The sequence below is a fragment of the Rhizobium mayense genome (assembly GCF_030272705.1).
Lineage (GTDB): Bacteria > Pseudomonadota > Alphaproteobacteria > Rhizobiales > Rhizobiaceae > Rhizobium > Rhizobium mayense.
In genome coordinates this window covers 129,563-146,317 of sequence record NZ_JARFYM010000024.1, presented here as the reverse complement: position 1 = coordinate 146,317, position 16,755 = coordinate 129,563, and the positions used below count along the sequence as shown (strand labels likewise).

The following is a 16,755-nucleotide window of genomic DNA, read 5'->3' as shown; positions in this document are numbered from 1 at the left end:
GAAGCACTGGGGGATGGCAAGCCAATTACTCGGCTGCCGTCAAAGCCTCATAGTCGCGCGAGGCGCTTTCAATCGCGCTGAGTGAGTTCAATATCGAAATCATATCGCAGGCCTCGGCCCACGGCAGTCGTTGCAAAGCAACACCGCCTAGCTCAGCCGTGCGCATGGTGACGCGGTCGACAATTTTCCACTTCGCCTCGCCGTCCAATCGCAAATTATACCTTCGCATAAACAGCTCCTCTGATCGGGGGTGACCCTAAACATAAGAACCTAATTTTGAAAGACCTAAATCAGTAATTTTGAAAGCTATGAATCAGGCGGCCCGCAAAGCGACTATACCCGCGCTGCTTGACACCATAGCGAACCCAATTTCGGGCGATCTAGCCAGCGACAACGCGCCCTATCGTTTTAGTCGGTGGGCTGTCTTAATCTCTCTCAACTCTCCTGCTCCGGGCAGAGCGGCGTCCTGTCCGACGTAGCCGACATCACACGACTTGGCGGGATGTTCACTTGCGTGTCATTTTTTTGAGAGACATCTTATCCGGCATGTTTCTATGCCGCCTCGAAATTAGCCGGCTTTGAGCGCTGGTCTCTCGCGACCGAAATGGAGCGGGATGCTGATTTTACGATGTGAATATTAACGTGCTTTGGCTTCTTTGCGTATTCTCAAGCAGATGGTGATAGAGGGCATATGATTGGTTTCCGCCTGTATAGACCGAAGAATTTCATCACGAATATTCACAGCAAATGCAGCGAGCAAGCTATATGAGGCGGCCAATCTCGCGAAAACCAAATGCAATCGCTTATTATACCGATTTCGTCGTCTACCCGATCACCGTTGTCGGACTGAGTGCGGCCTACTTCACTTTGGGCTATGATCGCGAACCATTGATCTGGATCGCTGCGATCGTGATCGGCGCAGCCGCATGGACATTGGTCGAGTACCTGATTCACCGCTTCGTGCTGCACCATGTCGTCTATGTGCGCGACATGCATATTCAACACCACCACGCACCGGCAGAACTGATTGACACGCCGATCTGGCTGAGCCTGTTTTTCATGGTCGCGGGCGTATTGCTGCCATCGTGGTGGGCCTTTGGATTTGGCGTGGCGTCAGGCTTCACCGTTGGCATGACCCTTGGCTATCTCACTTACGGGACAATGCATCACGCCATGCATCATTGGCGGATTCCGCATGATACCTATCTCTACCGCGCCAAGCGCTGGCACGCGCAGCATCATGCGTCTACCGACGAGGGGAATTATGGCGTTTCGTCGCTTTTCTGGGACCACGTGTTTGGCACGGTGCTGCCGGATCCGGCAGCGAAGAGCAGGGAAAGGCGAGGCGGCGGCTGAGTGCGGTTGCTCAGAGCGCTCTTCGCTTAAGCGTACCGTCTTCCATATACAAGCTGACCGGTGTTTTATTCCTCGAACATCTTGCCGCTGCGCGCTTCAAGTCGGTAGCGATGTCCGGGATAGACGAGGCGGGCGATGGAAACCACCTGGCGCGCCGACCAGGTGCGCCGGCGGATCGTCAGGCAAGGCTCGGTCTTCAGGACCGTCAACAGCTTGCATTCCCAGGGCTGTGGCATCGCCGCCTCGACGATGTGCTCGGAGCCGCTGAGTGGAGCCGCGGCCGTCAGATAGGCGTTCGGTGTCAGCGTCGTGAAATCCTGCTCGAGATATTCGGGCGCTGCTTCGGGATGAACGAAACGGTCCTCGATCTGCACCGGGACTCCGTTTTCGCTGTGGACGATCAGCGAGTGGAAAACAGCCCCTCCGATTTCCAGTTCGAGCGCGTCGGCAACCTCTGGAGAGGCGGTTTCCCGGGCCAGAACGACGACTGAGGCCTCGTGAACATGGCCACGTTCGGCAATCTCGTCGGCGATGTTGCGAACCTCGAACAGGGCCGAATAGCCCTTGCGTTCGGCGACGAAGGAGCCTACGCCCTGAATACGCACGAGTTCCCCTTCGTTGGCGAGTTCTCGCAGCGCGCGGTTGGCGGTCATCTTGCTGACGCCAAGTTCCACGACCAGCTCGTTTTCCGAGGGGACACGATGCTTCGGCGGCCATTCGCCGCTTTGGATCCGATCCAGAATCATCTGCTTGACGCCGGCGTATAATGGGCCGGTGTCGTTTTCGGCCAGCTCACGTTTCCGATCGGTACCGCGTTTCATTGCCTAATCCTTGTGCAGCAGGAATTTCGCCTGTAATTCGACTTGGGACTTGCATATCACAAAATATCACATATGGTACCCTATACAACTACCCGATTGAACTGACCGGCGGATGCCGGTCGGTGAACGGCAAGCCGGCGAAGACTGGCATAAAACAAAGATTGGCTATTTCGATCTCAAGAGGAGAACTTCGATGAAGATTAGGCATGCGCTTCTTTCCAGCGCCCTGGCGCTTTCCGTTCTCGCCGGTCCCGCAGCTCAGGCGAAGGACTGGAAAACGGTTACCATCACGCTCGAAGGCGCCTATGCGCCATGGAATCTGACCAACTCCGACGGCACGCTCGGCGGCTTCGAACCGGAGCTGGCGAAGGTTCTGTGCGAGCGGGCGAAGGTCGACTGCAAGCTCGTGGCGTCCGACTGGGACGGCATGATTCCCGCCCTGAACGCAGGCAAGTTCGACGTGATCATGGATGCGCTGTCGATCACAGACGAGCGCAAGCAGGTCATCGATTTCACCGTTCCCTATGCCGCGACTCCGGCCGCCTTTGCGACTGCAAAGGATAGCCCACTGGCCAATGCCACAGGCACCGGAGCGGCCGTGAAGATGACGCCCGGTCAGACCGGCGTTAAGGAGATCGACGCGTTGAAGGAAGCCTTCAAGGGCAAGACGATCGGCATCCAGGCCGCTACCGTCTACGCCAAGTTCATCTACGACAACTTCGGCGACGTCGCGACGATCCGCGAGTACAAGACCGGCGCCGACCGCGACCTCGATCTGCAGAACGGCCGTATCGATCTTGGTTTTGACGATGCCGTCTATTTCCAGACGGCTTTCGATGCCGCCAACGGCGCGCTCGCCTTTACCGGCCCGCAAATTGCCGGCCCGATATGGGGCGTCGGCGAAGGCCTTGGCGTTCGCAAGTCCGACGCGGATCTGCGTGACATGTTCAGCACGGCAATCAAGTCGGCACTGGCCGACGGCACCGTGAAGAACCTCTCGATGAAGTGGTTCAAGACGGACGTCTCCCCGCAGGAATAATCCTTAGCCGGCGCCTCCGCATGGCGGAAGCGCCGGCTCTCGGCTTCAATGCCGCTTCCTGCATGCTATGATTTTGAGCAATCAAGAAGACTGACCGCTCGATACGGGGAACGAAGGTGATGGCGACATTGCAATTGATCGGTTTCGGCTCGACCGGCTGGGGGGCGCTGCTTTTGCTCGGGGCGCTGATGACGCTATGCGTCACCGCCGTCGCATTGGCGATCGGTGCTGTCTTCGGTGCCATTGTCGCGGCCGCGAAGCTTTCCGGCAATCTCATTCTGAAGACGCTTGGAAACGTCTATACAACCGTTTTCCGCGGCGTGCCGGAGCTGCTTATCATCTATCTCATTTATTTCGGCGGATCGAGCGCGATCACCAGCATCGGCAAGTCCTTCGGCTATGAGGGCTTTTTGGGCATGCCGTCCTTTGCGGCTGGCGCGCTTGCGGTCGGCATCATCTCGGGCGCCTATCAGGCCGAAGTATTCCGCGGCGCCTATCTCGCGGTCTCCAAGGGCGAACTCGAAGCCGCCTTGGCGATTGGAATGCATGGGGCCTTGAGATTTCGGCGCATCATCATGCCGCAGGTGCTACGCTTCGCCATTCCGGGCATGGGCAATGTCTGGCAGTTGAGCCTCAAGGATTCCGCGCTGATCTCGGTCACCGGCCTTGCCGAGCTGATGCGGACCAGTCAGGTCGCCGCCGGTTCGACACGGCAATATTTTCTGTTCTTCGTCGTCGGTGGCGCACTCTATCTCATCCTGACGAGCCTGTCGGATCGCGTCTTCAACGGCGCCGAACGGCGCGCCAATCGCAGCATGCCCTCCGCGATGGGCCAGGCCTGAGGATTCGATCATGGATTTCGCTTTTCTCGCACAGACCATGGCCACGCTGCTCGAAGCTCTGCCGACGACGCTGGCGCTGTTCTTCCTGTCGGTCGCCATCGGCGGCGTTCTCGCAATCCTGATCGTCTGGATGCGGGTGGGCGGCAATCCAATCCTGTCCGCCATTGCCAAGGGCTACATCTTCGTTTTCCGAGGATCGCCGCTGCTCATCCAGATGTTCCTCATCTTCTACGGGCTCGCCCAATTCGGCTTCATCCGCTATGGGCCCCTTTGGCCGCTGCTGCGCGAACCTTTCGTCTGTGCGGTGTTGTCGCTGGCGCTCTGCACCGGAGGTTATACTGCGGAGATCTTCCGCGGCGGTATTCGCGCGGTCTCGCCGCGCGAAATCGAAGCGGCGCGTTCGATCGGCATGTCCGGTTTCCTGCTGGTGCGGCGCGTCCTGGCGCCGATCGCCTTCCGCCATGCACTCCCTGCTTATTCGACCGAAATCGTGCTGATGATGAAGTCGACGGCGCTCGCAAGTCTCGTCACTGTCTGGGAGGTGACCGGTGTGGCCCAGCGGCTGATCTCGCATACCTACCGCACGATGGAAGTCTTCCTCTGCGCGGCCGCCATCTATCTCATCTTGAATTTCATCATCCTGCAGGCGCTTGGCTTGCTGGAATATCATCTGTCTCGCCATCGTCGCGCCGTTCCGGCGGCGCTGAAGGCGTAAGGAAACTGGCCTAGATCTGGATTGGAGCGATCATGCCCGGCGTCGTCAGACTTTCGGTCCGCAATATCCGCAAGAGCTTCGGCACGCACGAGGTTCTGCGCGGCATTTCCCTGGAGGCGCAGGACGGCGATGTCATCTCGCTGCTTGGCGCCTCGGGTTCGGGCAAATCGACCTTTCTGCGCTGTATCAATCTCCTGGAGATCGCCAATGACGGCGAGATCTGGGTCGACGGCGAGCAGATTCGGATGGTGCATAACGGCGGCAAAACCAAGCCGGCCAGCCAGAAGCAGGTGGATCATATCCGCTCCGAGCTCGGCATGGTGTTCCAGTCTTTCAATCTCTGGTCTCACATGACGATCCTGCAAAACGTCATCGAGGGTCCCGTGCATGTGCTGAAGCGGCCGCGGGCCGAATGCATCGCCGAGGCCGAGGCATTGCTCGAAAAGGTCGGCATCGCCGACAAGCGCCATGCCTATCCGGCGCTCCTGTCCGGCGGCCAGCAGCAGCGCGCGGCAATCGCTCGTTCGCTCGCCATGAAACCGAAGGTCATGCTTTTCGACGAACCGACCTCGGCGCTCGATCCGGAACTCGTCGGGGAGGTGCTGCGCGTCATGCGCTCGCTGGCGGAAGAGGGCATGACCATGCTCGTCGTCACGCATGAGATGAGCTTTGCCCGCAACGTCTCCAACCGCGTTGTCTTCATGCGCGAGGGCCTGATCGAAAGCAGCGGCCCGCCGCAGGAGATGTTCGGCAGCGGCGCCTCGCCAGCCTTCCGCCAGTTCATCGGACATTTCGGAAATCCGACATGACTGTTACGCTTCGAACGGTGCTGAGCTGGCGGGATATCGCTAGCGTGGCGGACGGGGCGCCTCTATCGCTCGCACCGGCCGTCCGGGAACGCATCATTCATGCAAGTCGGATCGTCGAACGCATCGTCGAGACCGGTGCGCGCGCCTACGGCGTCAATACCGGCGTCGGCGCGCTGTCGGATACCGTGGTCGACCGTGAATCCCAGAGCCGCCTGTCGCGCAATATCATCCTCAGCCATGCCTGCGGCGTCGGAGAGCTGCTGGCGCCGCGAGAGGTGCGTGCCATTATCGCGGCTGAGATTGCCAATTTTTCCCATGGCCATTCCGGCGTGAGGCTGGAGATTGTCAGTCATCTCGCGGCCTTTCTCGAAAAAGATTGCATTCCCGACGTGCCTTCGAAAGGTTCTGCAGGTTATCTGATACACAATGCCCATATCGCCTTGGTGCTGATCGGGGAGGGGAACGCCAGGGTCAGCGGTAAAGCCATGTCCGGTCGCGAAGCCTTGGCCGCGATCGGTCTCGAACCGCTGGTGCTCGGCGCCAAGGAAGGACTGAGCCTCGTCAACGGCACGGCATGCGCCACCGGTCTTTCCAGCGTGGCGCTGGCTGGTGCCGAGCGCTTGCTTAATTGGGCCGATGCGATCGCGGTGCTCACGCTGGAGGCGGCCGGTTGTCAGGTGGCGGCATTCGATGAAGCCGTGCTGGCGCTGCGCCCCTCCAAGGGCATTGCCACGGTCGGCGCCTCGTTGCGCGCCCGGCTGCAGGGTAGCGGCCTCATCGCCGCAGCTTTGGGCCGGCGCACGCAGGATGCTCTCAGCCTACGCGCCATTCCGCATGCCCATGGCGCCGCCCGTGACGTCTTCGATAATTCCGCTGGTGTTGTCGATCAGGAGCTTACCTCCGTCACCGATAATCCAGCGGTTTCCGGCACGCCGGCGAACCCGATAGTCTCGTCGGAAGCGCATGCGGTTGCGCCGGCGCTCGGGCAAGCTTCCGACAGCCTTGCCATCGCGCTCGCCCAGATCGCGGCGATGAGCGAACGGCGCATGGACCGGCTGGTCAATCCGCTGGTCAGCGGTCTGCCGCCCTTTCTCGCCAGCGACGCCGGCAGCAATTCCGGTTTCATGATCGCCCAATATACGGCCGCGGCACTTGCGAACGAAAACCGCCGGCTGGCGGCACCCGCCTGCACCGACGGCGGAGTGACTTCCGGCCTGCAGGAGGATTTCCTGGCGCATCCGACAGCGGCGGCGAACAAACTGCTCGCGGTGATCGACAACGCCGAATATATCCTGGCAATTGAATTGATGGCGGCGGCACAGGCGCATGATTTCCTCAGCGCTGCCGGGGCTCGTGCGGCGGGCACTGATGCCATCTACAGGATGGTGCGTGAGCGCATACCTCATTATGCCGACGACCGGCCCTTGAGCGGCGATATCGAAAGCTTGCGGAACCTGATCCGCGAGACGCTGCCACCCGATTTTACATAATAGGATATCTTCATGACCGCTCAGTTTGACGTCGCCGTCATCGGCCTCGGCGCCATGGGGAGTGCCGCAATTTCCTTTCTTTCGGCGCGTGGCGTCAAGGCGATCGGCATCGACGCTCATTTTCCCGCCCATGCCTTGAGTTCGTCGCATGGCGACAGCCGGCTGATCCGCCTCGGTTATTTCGAAGACCCGTCCTATGTGCCGCTGCTGCAGCGTGCCTACGAAAACTGGCGGGCGCTGGAAGCGCGGTTGCGCGCCGACGTCCTGACGATTACCGGTGTCCTACAGATCGGCAAGCCGGACAGCAAGATTGTCAGCGGCACGCGGGCCTCCTGCGAACTGCATCTTCTGCCCTATGAGGAGTTGGATCGGAAGGCGATGGCGGCGCGTTTTCCGGCCTTCGCGTTGGACGAAGACGAGATCGCGCTACTTGATCCGCAAGGCGGCTATCTCCGGCCGGAAGCGGCGGTCATGGGCTATCTGAAGCTGGCGGCGACGGATGGCGCGATCCTGCATTTCGGCGAGAAGGTGACGGCGATCGAGCCCGATGATGCCGGAGTGACGATTTCGTCCGACGTCGGTCGCTATCGTGCCAGGAAGGTAATCGTCTCGACCGGTTCGTGGATCGCCGAGTTGGTGCCGCAGTTGCGGGAACACGCCAATCCGATCCGGCAGGTCGTCGCCTGGTATCAGCCGCGCGACGGCTTCGTGACGCAGCCGCATCGCATGCCCGCTTTCCTCCGCGACGAAGGCGAGGATGGCTCCTATTTCGGCTTCCCGGCAATCGGCGTCGACGGCGTCAAGATCGGCCGCCACGCACATTTCATGGAGCCGATCGATCCGAACCGGCCGAACCCGCCTGTCAATGATAGGGATACGGCACTGCTGGACGGCTTCATCGGAAGGCGTCTCCCAGCCGCTGCGGGCGTTCGCGTCAATGCCGTGACCTGCCGCTACACGATGTTGCCGAGCGAGGATTTCCTGATCGATTTCGTGCCCGGCGAGCCGCGCGTCGTCGTCGCCTCGCCGTGTTCCGGCCATGGTTTCAAGTTCACCAGCGTTGTCGGAGAAATTCTTGCCGATCTCGCGATCGACGGTGGTACACCGCTGCCGATTTCGGCTTTCTCCTTCGAGGAGATGGAAAATTTCCTTGCGCCGCGAAAGATCCAGGCTCGCGGCTAGCAATTGCGGGTCAGATTGCCGCTTGGCTATTGCGGTGGTTTATCCGTCTTGGCGTGCAGGAAGTTGGCGAATTCCATGGGGAAGGGGAACAGGATCGTCGAGCTCTTCTCGCTGGCGATGACATTCAGCGTGCCTAGATAACGAAGTTGCATGGCCTCCGGTTGCTTGGCCAGGATTTCGGCCGCTTCGAGCAGCTTCGCTGCCGCTTGCTGCTCGCCGTCGGCATTGATGATTTTGGCGCGCCGCTCGCGTTCGGCCTCCGCCTGCCGGGCGATCGCGCGGATCATGGATTCGTTGATGTCAACATGTTTGATCTCGACATTGGCGACCTTGATGCCCCAGGCATCGGTCTGGGCATCGAGGATTTCCTGAATATCGTTGTTGAGCTTGTCGCGCTCTGCCAGCATCTCGTCGAGGTCGTGCTTGCCGAGCACCGAACGCAACGTCGTCTGGGCGAGCTGGCTTGTCGCCATCATGAAGTCCTCGACTTGGATCGTCGATTTCTCAGGCTCGATGACCCGGAAATAGATTACCGCACTGACACGAACCGAGACGTTGTCATGGGAAATAACGTCCTGGCCGGGAACGTCGAGCACCCGCGTGCGCAGGTCGACGCGTATCATCTGCTGGACGTAGGGGAGGAGAAGGAACAGGCCGGGGCCTTTCACGCCGGTGAAGCGGCCAAGCGTGAAAACCACGCCGCGCTCGTACTCGCGCAGGATCTTGATGGCAGATGCGACGACGAGCAGCAAAATAAGGACGATCACCAGGTAGAAGGCGAGATCCGCGAATATGCCCATGACTTTTCCTCCTGCTTTCAAAAGTCGCGAGTTTGTTATGCGCTGCGTGTCACCTCGAGCGTCAGACCGTTGCGGGCGATCACTTTGACGGCGTCACCGGCGGCAAGCGGTTCCGGAGAAATTGCCTTCCAGCGTTCGCCACGCGCAAAGACGTACCCCGAACCACCTGTCCAACTTTCGACCTTGCCTGAAATGCCGATCATCTGTTCGGTGCCGGTGCTGACTTTGTGCCAGCGCGACAGGATCGCTAGGCGGGCGACGATGAGGCTGAATGCGATGGCGGCGATGGCGATGCCACCCAGCACGCCCCAGGACACCTCAAAGCCGGGAACATCCGTATTGAACAGAATGGCCGCGCCGAGCACGAGCGCAATCCCACCACCGACGCCGATGGCGCCAAAGGATGGCGAATGAGCTTCGACGACCGTCATCCCTACGCCGAGGGCAATCAATCCTACGCCGGTGTAACTCACCGGCAGCAATGCCAGGGCGTAGAGACCGAGCAGCAGGCAGATGGCCCCGATCGTGCCAGGGACAAATGTCCCCGGGGTGAGAAATTCGAAGATTATGCCGTAGATGCCGACCATCATGAGGATGAGTGCTATGTTCGGATCGGTGATCACTGAAAGCACGCGCGTCCGCCAGTCCGGCTCGAATTCGTGGACGGTAAGGCCGGCGGTATCGAGGCGGACATCCGCTTGTCCGACCCGAACGATGCGGCCCTGCGCCTGGGTCAAGAGGTCCTCGACGGAGGTTGCCGTGAAATCGACGACGTGTTGCTGCACGGCTGCAGTCGATGAGAGGCTTGCGGCCTCGCGCACCGCTCGTTCAGCCCAATCGGCGTTGCGATTGCGCAATTCGGCAAGCCCGCGAATATAGGCGACGGCATCGTTGACAGCTTTCGCCTCGCTGGCGTTATGGGGGGCTTGTCCCTGCGTGTTATCTGGCTTGCCGGGCGTTCCCCCGGGGTTCCCTTGGTCGGGTTCCGTGCCACCGCCGAAGGGACCGCCGCTGATCATGATCGGAGTAGCCGCGCCTAGATTGGTACCCGGCGCCATCGCGGCGATGTGGCTTGCGTAAAGAATGTAAGTGCCGGCACTGGCGGCTCGTGCTCCGCTAGGGGCCACAAATCCAGCCACGGGCACCGGCGAGGCGAGTATGGCACGTATGATGTCTCGCATCGACGTGTCGAGACCGCCGGGTGTGTCCATCTGTAGTACGGCAAGGCTCGCACCCTGTTCGGCGGCGCGTTGAAGGCCGCGCTTCACATAGTCTGATGTTGCCGGGCCGATGGCGCCGTTTATCCTCAGGACTATGGCTACACGCTCTGCTCCCCATGTCAGCGGGGCAGCCAGGCTGAAAGCGGATGCCAGAGCCAGCATCAAGGCGAGGATTGGCGGCATTCGTCGCCAAAGCTTCAAACACTGCGCTATCCTTCGCCGAGCGTTCATTTTTATGAATATATGGCGGGCGTGCCAAACGGTAAGGTGGCAAGCGCTTCCATCGATTTCTATTGTGCTGAAAAAGGCTCAACAAACCTGTGACGTCGCGCCCGTTTGTGAAGCTGTCGCGGTCGCGGGCCGTTTCAATGGAAGTGTCACGGCTAGAGTGCCGTTACCAAAGGCAGCAATTGCTCGCCGCCGCGGTAGATCATGCCGATTGCGACGTAGAGGATGACGACAAGGCCGACCCAGCCGATCCAGCGATACCTGCTCAATAGCATGGCGATGAAGGACGATGCCAAGCCCATCAGCAGCACCGAGAGAACCAGGCCGAAAATCAATGCACCCATGTTCCGTTCGGCGGCACCGGCGACAGCCAGGACATTGTCGAGCGACATGGAGACGTCGGCAACGATGATCTGCGTGATCGCTTGCCGGAAGAGCTTCGATCCCATCGCCACTACACCACAGGCACCGGGCGTCAAATCGGCGGCCTCCTCCTCATCAGCCACCCGCAATTCCTTCAGCATCGTCCAGCAGACCCATAGCAGGAGCAAGCCGCCGACCAAGGTGATACCTGTGATATCGAGCAACCGCACCGCGACGAGCGCGAACAGGATGCGGATGATGGCGGCGGCCGTGATCCCCGCGGCGATCGCTTTGTTCCGCAACCTATTGTCCAGTCCAGCCGCCGCCATGCCGATGACGATGACATTGTCGCCGGACAGAAGGATGTTGACCACGATCACCTGCAGATAGGCAGAGATCGCGCCTTGGTCGATATGGAGGGGCATTCGCAGAAAGTCCTTCGACGCTCAATCGTTGAGCATGGCTCCAGCGAGCTCTTTGAACTTGATCGGCCAGGGGCCGGCGAAATGGCAGGCGGCAGAATGTCCGTCGCCGACGGATTGCAGCGGAGGTTCGGTGGTCTTGCAGATGTCCTTCGCCATCGGGCAACGCGGATGGAAACGACAGCCGGCCGGAACCGCGGCCGGGCTTGGCGGGTCGCCAGGCAGAAGAATTCGCTTCTTCCGACGCGCCGGATGCGCCGCGGGCACGGCCGAGAGAAGCGCCTGACTATAGGGATGGTGCGGTTCCTGGAAGAATTTCGCTTTCGGCGCGATCTCCATGATCTTGCCGAGATACATGACGGCAACCCGATCGGCGATATGGCGAACGGTCGGCATGTCGTGCGATATGAACAGATAGGCGGTGCCTTTTTCCTCCTGCAGGTCCTGCAGGATGTTGAGGACCTGCGAGCGGATCGACACGTCGAGCGCCGAAACCGGTTCATCGGCGACGATCAGCTTCGGGCTGAGGGCGAAAGCTCTGATGATGCCCAGTCGCTGACGCTGGCCGCCCGAAAACTGCCGCGGTCGCTGGCCGATGTGCCTGGCGCTGAGGCCGACGGCTTCCAGCAATTGACCGGCGATCGTCTGGCGCTGCTTGGGACCGGAAATCATGCCGTGCACGACCATCGGTTCGGTCACGATGGAGCCGGCGGTCATGCGCGGATCCAGCGAGGAATAGGGGTCTTGGAAAACGAACTGCAGTTCGCGGCGCACCGAGCGTAGCTGTCGCTGTGAGAGTTGCGATATATTAGCTTGGTCGAACTCGATCCGGCCGGCCGTCAGCTTGGTGAGGCCGAGCACCAGACGGGCAACCGTCGACTTGCCGCAGCCGGACTCGCCGACCAGCGCCAGCGTCTCACGCTCCTTGATGTCGAAGGAGACGCCATCGACCGCCCGCAAGCTGCTGCCGTAAGTCTTGGCGATGTTTTCGACTTTCAGAATGGATGCACTCATCTTGCCTGGCTCCTCGCCCAGCAGGCGACGCGCTGGCCGCGGTCGTAGTTCTCAAGAGCCGGAATTTGTTTGTCGCAAACGGCCAGCCGCTCGCCGCAGCGCGGATTGAATGCGCACCCCGAGGGGATTTCGGAGATATGCGGCACGGCGCCGCCGATTGCCGGCAGTCGGCGGACCAACGGGCTTTCCAGGGATGGCGTCGAGCCCAAAAGGCCGATCGAATAGGGATGCATCGTACGATCGAAGAGATCGATCGCCCGGGCTTCTTCGACCACCTTGCCGCAATACATGACGCAGACGCGCTGGGCAAGTTCGGCCACCACGCCGAAATCATGGGTAATGATGATGACCGCGAGGTTCATTTCCTCCTGCAGGCTGCGCAGCAGCTCAAGCACCTGCGCCTGAATGGTCACGTCGAGTGCCGTGGTCGGCTCGTCGGCGATCACCAGTTTGGGCTCACAGGACAGCGCCATGGCGATCATCACGCGCTGGCGCATGCCGCCGGACAATTCATGCGGATAGGCCGAGAACCGGGCGACCGGGTCCGGGATGCCGACGCGGGCAAGGAGATCGAGTGCCCGGGTCCGTGCCTGAGCCTTCGAGAGCTTCAGGTGTTGCATGATCGGCGCGGTGATCTGCCGGCCGACCGTCATCACGGGATTGAGTGCGGTCATTGGCTCCTGGAAGATCATCGAAATGTCTTTGCCCCTGACCTGATCGAGCTGCGTGCGGTTGAGCTGCAGCAGGTCTTGGCCATCGAAGGAAATCTCGCCGGCGACAACATCGGCCGCCATTGGCAGCAGCCCCATAGCGGCAAGTGCGGTGAGGCTCTTACCGGAGCCGGATTCGCCGACCAGTCCAAGACATTCACCGGAAGCGACGGCCAGATCGATGCCGCGCAGGGCCGGTACATCCGCTCCCTTGTTCCTGAAATTGACCCGCAGATTTTTGATCGAAAGCAATGGCATCGTCATCGCGTCATCCGATCCGGATCGAGATAGTCACGCAGGGCATCTCCCAATATGTTGAAGGCCAATACGGCGAGCGTGATCGCGAGACCGGCGAACAGGGCGGGCAATGGCGAGCTGAAGAGGTTCGATACGCCTTCGCGCACGATGTTGCCCCACGACGGTGCGGGCGCCTGGGCGCCCAAGCCGATGAAGCTTAGCGACGCCTCCAGGCGAATGGCCGTGCCGATCCAGATAGTGGTCATCACCACAAGGGGCCCGGCGATATTCGGCAGGATATGAACAAAGATCGTGCCGAAGCTCGGCCGGCCCATGGCGATCGAGGCATCGACGTAACTTTCCTGCCTGACCGAGAGAGCGGAGGCGCGCGCCAAGCGGACGAAAGAAGGCACCAGTGCCGACGCGATCGCGATCGAGAGATTCTGGATGCCCGGCCCGAGCATGGCGACGATGAGAACGCCGAGCAGCAATGGGTCGAAAGACATCATCACGTCGGTAACGCGTGTGACGATGCGCTCGGTCCAGCCGCCGAAGAAAGCAGCCGCCATGCCTAGCGAAATGCCGACGGCGCCGGCGATCAGCGGCGCGGCGAGCCCGATCGTCATTGAAAGCCTTGCCCCTTCGATCAGCCGGGAGAGAACGTCGCGGCCGAGCGTGTCGGTGCCGAGCAAATATTGTGCGGAGGGGCCGGCCTCCTGCATGTCGACATTCTGCAGCAGAGGATCATGCGGTTCGATGACCGGACCTAAGGCCACGACCCCGAGCAGGACCACCAGGATGATGAGGGCGATGCCGATGAAGAAGCGGTCCAGCATATCAATTGGTCCTCACGCGCGGGTCGAAGACGACGTATAGGAGATCGGTGGCGAGGTTCACCGCGACGACGAGAACGGACAGAATGACCAGCCCTCCCTGTATCAGCGTATAGTCTCGGGAGGTGATGGCGCCCACCAGCAGTTGCCCGACGCCGGGGCGGTTGAACACCAGTTCGATTGCAATCGTGCCGCCGAGCGTGGCGATGATGGACAACGAAATCTGCGTGGTGATCGGGATCATGGCGTTACGGAAGATGTGTTTCCAAACGACCGTGCGCTCCGACAGCCCGAGCGAGCGGGCCGTGCGGACGAAGTCGCGGCCACTGGCATCGAGCACTGCAGTGCGGGTGAAACGGATCAACCCGAAACCCTTGAGTACGCCGAGCGTGATCGCCGGCAAAGCCAGGTAGCGCAGATCGAACGGAGTCTTGCCGCCGCCAAGCAGCGGAAACCAATGCAATCTGAGGCCAAAGATGACGAGCAGCACAAGGCCGACATAGAAGTCGGGGAGCGCCGAGCCGAACAGGGAAACCAGGCGTGAGGAATGGTCGGCGCCGCCGCCCGGCTTCAGCGCACCCCAGACGCCCGGTGGCAGGCCGACAATAATGCCGATGATCGTCGAGGCGATGGTCAGCATGATCGTATAGGGCAGATGCCGTGCCATGGTGGCGCCGACATCCACCTTGTTGACCAGGGAATGCCCGAGATCGAGATGCAGCAGACCCCAAAGGAACTGCCCGTATTGCACGATCAGCGGCTGGTCGAGGCCGAGAGCCTTGCGGGCATTCTCGATCGCCTCCGCGCCGGCCCGGTCCCCAAGCATGGCGACGACGGGATCACCCGGCAGGAGGCGCATGGCGAAGAAGACGAAACTGAAGACGAGAAAAGCGGTTAAAATCGCTTCCCCCGCTCGTTTGAGGACAAAGCCGAGCAATTCTGGTTCCTCCGACGCGTGATGCCGGTTGGTGCTTAAGACCGGGCGCGACGGCCCGGTCCGTCAAACAATCAGCTATCGGTGAGCTTGGCGGTCGAATATTCGAATTGGCCGTATCCGCTGACCGGCTTGTATCCGAGGTCGATTTTCCCCTGGAAAGCGGTAATGATCGGGGCCGTCTGCAGCGTGATGAGCGGAACGTCCTTCAACACCTGCAATTGCGCCTGCTTGAGGTATTCGAGCTGCTTGGCGGCATCCGCTTCCGCGACTGCTTTGGCAACCAGATCGTCGATGTTGCCGCCGACTTCGCCGTAATGGGAGAAGTTGCGCAGCGAAGAGGGTTTGCCGACAGCCGCCTGCTTCGACAGGAATTCGTTCAGAACCTGCGGCGCCGTCGGTTCCATGGCGGTCGACAATTCGACGACCGTGCCCCGATCCTGGCGGATATTGGCCTGGTAGCTGGCGTGATCCTGCACCTGCAGGTTCAGGTTGACGCCGATCTTGCGCAGCATGTCCTGTACCATCAGCATATTGGTCTTGTAGTCGTCGCGCTCGCTGATGATTGCGTCGAGCGAGAAGCCATTGGGATAGCCGGCCTCCGCCAGCAGGGCCTTGGCCTTCTCGGGGCTGTAGTCGTAACGCAGCTCCGCCGGGATGTCGGAGGCCTTGAGGGCGCCGAAGAATTCCTCGGGAACGATGGCTGGAAGATCGCCATGGACAACGCCGAAGGCCTTCGCCCACTGGCTGCGGTCGATGGCATAGGCCAGAGCCTGGCGGACCTTGAGGTTATCGAGGGGCTTGACCGTCATGTTGAAAGAGATGAACTGCAAGCTTCCCGGCAGCAGCGTGTTGATCACGGCATCCGGATTCTGCGCCTGCATGTTCTTGACCCATTTCGGATCGCGATCGCCGCCTGTGACGTCGAGCTCGCCGCCGATAAAGGCGATGGTCGCGGCATTGTTGTCGGGGATATAGCGCAGCTCAAGCTCGTCGAGCGGCGCGCGGCCGCCGAAGTAACCGTCGAACGCCTTCAGGATAATCGCCTCCTGCGGGCGATATTCGGAGAATTCGAAGGCACCGCTGCCCACCGGCTGGAAGCCGAACTTTTCGCCCAGCTCTTCCACAGCCTTCTTCGGCACGATGAACCGGCCGAAGCCGGGGATCAGCGCCTCGACATGGAAGAATGGATCGGTCGCCTTCAGATTGAAGCGTACGGTCAACGGATCGACGATATCGATGCTGTCGATCGATTTGAAGCTTGCTCCGTGCACGCCGCCGAGCTTTGGATCCATCTGGCGTTCGAACGAGAATTTGACGTCTTCTGCGGAGACTTCGCCGTAACCCTTGTGCCACTTCACGCCGGGGCGAAGGTGGAATGTCCAGGTCTTGCGATCCGGCGAGATATCCCAGCTTTTTGCCAGAACCGGCTGCAACTTGTCCAAATCGACGTCGAGCGTCCCGCGCGGGGGCGAAACCAGCGAATTGAAAATCTGCAGTGCGACAGTTTCATCGTCGCCCGTTTTGGTCATGGCCGGATCGACCGAGCCGATATCGCGCGATCCCAGGCGGATGCTGATCCTCTTCGGATCGCCGGCGGCGAAAGCGCGTGGCATATGGGCCATCGCGGCAGCGATGCCGACACTGGCCAACAGGGTGCGGCGGGTGATGCCGCCCTTGGCGCCGGCCTCAGGCGGCCGCGCGGCCTTTGTTCTTCTTGTCATGTTCGTCCCTCCTCCT

The 16,755-nt window shown here is 60.7% G+C and carries 17 protein-coding genes; 7 read left to right on the top strand and 10 right to left on the bottom strand.

Going from position 1 to position 16,755, the window contains the following annotated elements:
- Positions 1–25 precede the first annotated feature (25 nt).
- Positions 26–229 (bottom strand): hypothetical protein, encoded by a 204-nt coding sequence (locus tag PY649_RS24245; protein ID WP_285871346.1) that lies wholly within the window; start codon positions 227–229, stop codon positions 26–28.
- A 536-nt stretch (positions 230–765) separates the two neighbouring features.
- Here PY649_RS24245 and PY649_RS24240 point away from each other — a divergent pair.
- A complete protein-coding gene (locus PY649_RS24240; RefSeq protein WP_285871344.1) occupies positions 766–1,356 on the top strand; it encodes a sterol desaturase family protein in 591 nt (196 codons plus the stop codon).
- Between the two features lie 65 nt (positions 1,357–1,421).
- On the opposite strand, the gene hutC is transcribed toward PY649_RS24240, so the two are convergent.
- On the bottom strand, positions 1,422–2,177 hold the full coding sequence (gene hutC, locus PY649_RS24235) for a histidine utilization transcriptional repressor HutC (protein WP_285871343.1): 756 nt from the start codon (positions 2,175–2,177) through the stop codon (positions 1,422–1,424).
- 193 nt (positions 2,178–2,370) lie between these two features.
- Between hutC and PY649_RS24230 the strand changes: the two genes are divergently transcribed.
- The 6 genes from PY649_RS24230 to solA all read left to right on the top strand — a co-directional run bounded on the left by PY649_RS24230 (position 2,371) and on the right by solA (position 8,254).
- Positions 2,371–3,216, top strand: coding sequence for a transporter substrate-binding domain-containing protein (locus PY649_RS24230; protein WP_285871341.1), 846 nt, complete (start codon positions 2,371–2,373; stop codon positions 3,214–3,216).
- Between the two features lie 119 nt (positions 3,217–3,335).
- Positions 3,336–4,058, top strand: a complete 723-nt coding sequence (locus tag PY649_RS24225; protein ID WP_285871340.1) for an ABC transporter permease — start codon at positions 3,336–3,338, stop codon at positions 4,056–4,058.
- Between the two features lie 10 nt (positions 4,059–4,068).
- A complete protein-coding gene (locus tag PY649_RS24220) occupies positions 4,069–4,773 on the top strand; it encodes an ABC transporter permease (RefSeq protein WP_285871339.1) in 705 nt (234 codons plus the stop codon).
- A 32-nt stretch (positions 4,774–4,805) separates the two neighbouring features.
- Positions 4,806–5,582: an ABC transporter ATP-binding protein gene (locus tag PY649_RS24215; protein WP_285871338.1), complete on the top strand. Its 777-nt coding sequence runs from the start codon at positions 4,806–4,808 to the stop codon at positions 5,580–5,582.
- Positions 5,579–7,072, top strand: coding sequence for an HAL/PAL/TAL family ammonia-lyase (locus PY649_RS24210; protein ID WP_285871336.1), 1,494 nt, complete (start codon positions 5,579–5,581; stop codon positions 7,070–7,072). The genes PY649_RS24215 and PY649_RS24210 overlap by 4 nt, the downstream gene beginning before the upstream one ends.
- A gap of 12 nt (positions 7,073–7,084) precedes the next feature.
- Positions 7,085–8,254 (top strand): N-methyl-L-tryptophan oxidase, encoded by a 1,170-nt coding sequence (gene solA, locus PY649_RS24205; RefSeq protein ID WP_285871334.1) that lies wholly within the window; start codon positions 7,085–7,087, stop codon positions 8,252–8,254.
- A gap of 26 nt (positions 8,255–8,280) precedes the next feature.
- On the opposite strand, the gene PY649_RS24200 is transcribed toward solA, so the two are convergent.
- From PY649_RS24200 to PY649_RS24165, 8 genes are all read right to left on the bottom strand, one after another.
- Positions 8,281–9,054 carry a slipin family protein gene (locus PY649_RS24200; RefSeq protein ID WP_285871333.1) on the bottom strand — a complete coding sequence of 258 codons (774 nt, stop codon included), beginning with the start codon at positions 9,052–9,054 and terminating at the stop codon, positions 8,281–8,283.
- Between the two features lie 35 nt (positions 9,055–9,089).
- Positions 9,090–10,457, bottom strand: coding sequence for an NfeD family protein (locus tag PY649_RS24195; protein WP_285871332.1), 1,368 nt, complete (start codon positions 10,455–10,457; stop codon positions 9,090–9,092).
- Between the two features lie 200 nt (positions 10,458–10,657).
- Positions 10,658–11,290 carry a YjbE family putative metal transport protein gene (locus PY649_RS24190; protein ID WP_285871331.1) on the bottom strand — a complete coding sequence of 211 codons (633 nt, stop codon included), beginning with the start codon at positions 11,288–11,290 and terminating at the stop codon, positions 10,658–10,660.
- Positions 11,291–11,311: 21 nt separating this feature from the next.
- On the bottom strand, positions 11,312–12,301 hold the full coding sequence (locus PY649_RS24185; RefSeq protein ID WP_285871330.1) for an ABC transporter ATP-binding protein: 990 nt from the start codon (positions 12,299–12,301) through the stop codon (positions 11,312–11,314).
- Positions 12,298–13,275: an ABC transporter ATP-binding protein gene (locus tag PY649_RS24180; RefSeq protein WP_285871329.1), complete on the bottom strand. Its 978-nt coding sequence runs from the start codon at positions 13,273–13,275 to the stop codon at positions 12,298–12,300. The genes PY649_RS24185 and PY649_RS24180 overlap by 4 nt, the downstream gene beginning before the upstream one ends.
- The gene (locus tag PY649_RS24175) at positions 13,272–14,084 is read right to left on the bottom strand and encodes an ABC transporter permease (RefSeq protein ID WP_285871328.1); all 813 of its coding nucleotides are present in this window, start codon (positions 14,082–14,084) and stop codon (positions 13,272–13,274) included. Before PY649_RS24175 ends, PY649_RS24180 begins: the two co-directional genes overlap by 4 nt.
- Before the next feature lies 1 nt (position 14,085).
- Positions 14,086–15,018 carry an ABC transporter permease gene (locus PY649_RS24170; RefSeq protein ID WP_285871327.1) on the bottom strand — a complete coding sequence of 311 codons (933 nt, stop codon included), beginning with the start codon at positions 15,016–15,018 and terminating at the stop codon, positions 14,086–14,088.
- Between the two features lie 71 nt (positions 15,019–15,089).
- Positions 15,090–16,739, bottom strand: coding sequence for an ABC transporter substrate-binding protein (locus PY649_RS24165; RefSeq protein ID WP_285871326.1), 1,650 nt, complete (start codon positions 16,737–16,739; stop codon positions 15,090–15,092).
- Between the last annotated feature and the right edge of the window lie 16 nt (positions 16,740–16,755).